General features: G+C 81.0%; 2 protein-coding genes. One reads left to right on the plus strand and one right to left on the minus strand.

The window, feature by feature from the left end; all coding sequences use genetic code 11:
* Positions 1–128 precede the first annotated feature (128 nt).
* Positions 129–1,673: a hypothetical protein gene (locus ACFV4G_RS11510; protein ID WP_380438987.1), complete on the minus strand. Its 1,545-nt coding sequence runs from the start codon at positions 1,671–1,673 to the stop codon at positions 129–131.
* 132 nt (positions 1,674–1,805) lie between these two features.
* Between ACFV4G_RS11510 and ACFV4G_RS11515 the strand changes: the two genes are divergently transcribed.
* Positions 1,806–3,365: DUF6350 family protein (locus ACFV4G_RS11515; RefSeq protein WP_380438989.1), on the plus strand; the 1,560-nt coding region annotated here is incomplete at its 3' end.

A 3,365-nucleotide genomic window follows, 5' to 3' on the forward strand; every position in this document is an offset into this window, starting at 1 on the left:
GTACCCAGCGCCCGTCGCCGCGGGCGGGGGGGGGGGGGTCTGCCCGCCGCGGCCCCCGCCCGCGCGGCGGCGCGGGGCCCGGGGGGGGGCGGGGGGGGGCGGGGGCACTCGCCTTCTCGCGGGGCCCGTCAGCGCGCCGGGGTGCAGGGCAGCGGCGCCCAGCGGGCGCACTTCGGCGGTCCCTGCGGCGGCGGGGCCTCCGCCCCCTTGGCCGCCGCCGGCAGCTCCCACAGCGCGATCGCGCGCGGCGGCGGGTCCACCACCACCGCCTCCAGCCCGGGCGTCGGGCTGCACCACAGGCTGCTGATCCCGCCGGCCGGCCCGCCCGGCGCCACCGGCACCCCGGGCTCGGCCGCGTCCGGCGCCTGGACGCACACCGACGGCGCCGGCGGTTCCGGCTCCCGGAACAGCACCGCCGGACGGCCGCCGACCAGCGTCATCATCGCCGCGCCGCCCACCGACGCCGTCAGCGCCGCCGCCGCACCCGTCAGGACCAGGCTCCGCAGCCCGTGCCGGGCCCGGAGCACCGGCACCGCGGGCCGGTGCGGCTCCGGGCACCCGCGCACGGCCGCCCGGTGCAGCAGCCCGCTCAGCCGGTCCGGGAACCCGGGATCGGCCGGATCCGGCCCGGCCAGGTCCGGCACCCATTGCGCCAGCGCCGCCCGGGCCGCCCACACCCGCCCCTCCGCCGCGGCCAGCGTCGACTCCACCTCCACCGCGACGGCCGCCGCCGGCAGCCCCAGCCCGTCGTGCAGCACCAGTGCGCGACGCTGCGGCCGGGACAACCGCTTCAGCGCCTTCAGCAGGGCCCGGTCCCGGTCCGTCAGGCGGTCGTGGTCCGGCAGCACCGCCTGTGACTCGTCGGCCGGGCGCACCTTGATCCGCCGGTGCGGCAGCCGCCACGCGTGCGCCCGGCGCGGCCCGCCCCGGTGCCACGGCGACAGCGCCAGCTCGGACGCCCGCACCCGCACCCACGCCTCCGGATTCCCGGAGCCCGCCACCGCGTCCCACGCGCGCCGCGCTTCCCCGAACGCCCGCCGCACGCAGTGCGCCGCCCGGTGCCGGCACGCCGTCAGCAGGAAGACCTGCTGGACGAGCCGCGTGTGGGAGGTCTCGTACAGCTCCTCGAACGTTCCCGGGCCGGCGTCGTCGCGCGCGCCCGTCCGCGGCCCGGGGTCGGCCGGCCGCGCGCCGGGCCGCTGCTCCGCGCCGGCTTCGCGGCGCTTCGCGGGGATCCGCCGCTGTTCGGCGGGGGCGGGGGCCGGGGCGGGGCCGGTGCGGGCAGCCAGGCCGCCGCCGGTGCCTTCGGTCGGGCGGCCGGGCACCTTGCCGGGCTCGCGGCGCGGCTGCTCCTCGGCGCGGGCGGCGGATCGGGGGCGCTCGCCCGGCGGGGCGGCCGTCTTGGCGGGGGCCGCCCTCTTGGCGGGTGCCGCCGTCTTGGCCTGGGCCTCGGTGGGGGGCTTCCGCCGGACGGCTGACGGCGCCTCGGCCGGGTCCGCGCCGAGGCGCTTCGCCAGGGCCACCGCCTCGGCCTCGGTGGCGGCACCCAGCTTCTCCATGGCGCGGCGCAGGGCGGCGCGGGTGCCGCGGGGCAGGGGGTGCCCGGCGACGAGCTGGGCGAGGGCCTCTGCCTCACGGGGGGTCAGTTTCCGCGTGCGGGGTGGCGTGGTCATCAGACGCTCCGGGTCGGGCCGCCGGCGGCTTGGGGGCAGGGTCTGAAAATGCGCATAAGCCAATAATCTGGGACACGACGGCGGTTTGCCGCTTCACGGAGCATGGCGAGTCGCCTTGGCACCATGAGGCGCATGACGCAGCTGATGGGCCGTCCGATCCTGGAGGTGCCGGGCGAACTGGGTGCTCGCCCCGCCCTGGCCGACCTCCTGGCGGGGGTACGGACGGCGCTCGTCGGCCTCGCGGTGGTCGGGGTGCCAGTGCTCGGGCTGTGGGTGGTGACGCCGTACGCGGACGACGACGCGGCCGGTGCGTCGCGGCTCGCGGGGGCGCTGTGGCTGCTGGGGCACGGTGCGCCGCTGCTGCGCGGGGGAGCGGGGGCGCCGCTGACGGTCACTCCGCTGCTCATCGGCCTGCTGGCGGTGGTTCAGCTGTTCCGGGCGGGCGCCCGGGTGTCGGCGCGGCGGGGGCTGCGGTCGTGGTGGGGCGGCCCGGTGGCGGTGTGGGCGGGCTACTGCGGGGTGGCGGTCGTGGTCGTGGTGCACTGCGCGGGAGCGGGCCTGTTCCGCACCCGGGTGCTGCCGGACGTCCTGGTGGTCGGGCTGCTGGCCGCGCTCGCGGTCACCGCGGGGGCCCGGTCGACGCGCGAGGTCCGCGAGCCCGACGAGCCCTATGGGGCGTACGAGCCCTACGAGCCCTACGCGTCGTACGGGCCGGATGAGCTGGACGAGCCGGACGAGCCGGACGACTCCGACGTGCTCGGGGCCGTGTTCGCGAGCCGCCTCCTCGGCCGCCTTCCCGAGCACGCCCGTCCGGCGGACTGCGCGGAAGCCGTCCGCCGTGCGGCGCTCGCGGCGGGGACCGGGCTGGTGGCGGCGGGCGGAGTGCTGGTAGCCGTCGCGGCGGTGTCGGACGCGGTGACCGGCGGCGGCCGGGGGATGGCGGTGCTGGGCCGGGGCCCGACGGCCGTCGCGGGGCTGGTGCTGCTGGCGGTGGTGCTCCTGCCGAACGCGGTCCTGTGGGGAGCGGCGTACGCGCTGGGGCCGGGGTTCGCCGTGGGGGAGGGGACGGTGGTGGCGCCGGGCGGCACGGCGCTCGGGCCGGTGCCGGACTTCCCGCTGTTCGCGCTGCTCCCGGAGTCCGGCCCGGGCGGCTGGCGGCTCGCGGCGATCGCGCTCCCCGTCCTGGCCGGGGCGGTCCCGGCGGTGCTGCTCGGCCGGGCCGCGGCCCGGCGCGCGTGGGAGCCGGCCGCGACGGCCGTGGCGGCCTTGCTGGCGGCGCTGCTGACGGGTGCCGGGGCGGCCGCGCTGGGCTGGCTGTCCGGCGGCGCGCTGGCGGGCGGTCGGATGGCCCGGCTGGGGCCGGTGCCGTGGTGGGCGGGCCTTGCGGCGGCGGGCTGGTTCGTCGTCGTGGTGGTGCCCGGGGCGCTGTTGGCGCGCCACCGGGCGCTGGGCCCGGCCGCTCCGGGAGCCGGCGTGCTCGCGGGCCTGGCCGGCCGCGCCCGCCGGAGCGGCTGGCAGCTGCGTGCCCGCGCGCACGGCGCGGTGCTGCGGCTGAGCGGCGGCGCCCCCGAGGCGTGGGGGGGGGGGCCCGCGGGGGGGTGGGGGGGTGTCAGGGGGGGGGCGCGCCCCCCGCGGGGGGGCGCGCGGCCCGGCGGGGGCGGGGGGGCGCGGGCCCCCCGCCCCCCCCCCGCG

The sequence above is a fragment of the Kitasatospora sp. NPDC059747 genome, assembly GCF_042732955.1.
Lineage (GTDB): Bacteria > Actinomycetota > Actinomycetes > Streptomycetales > Streptomycetaceae > Kitasatospora.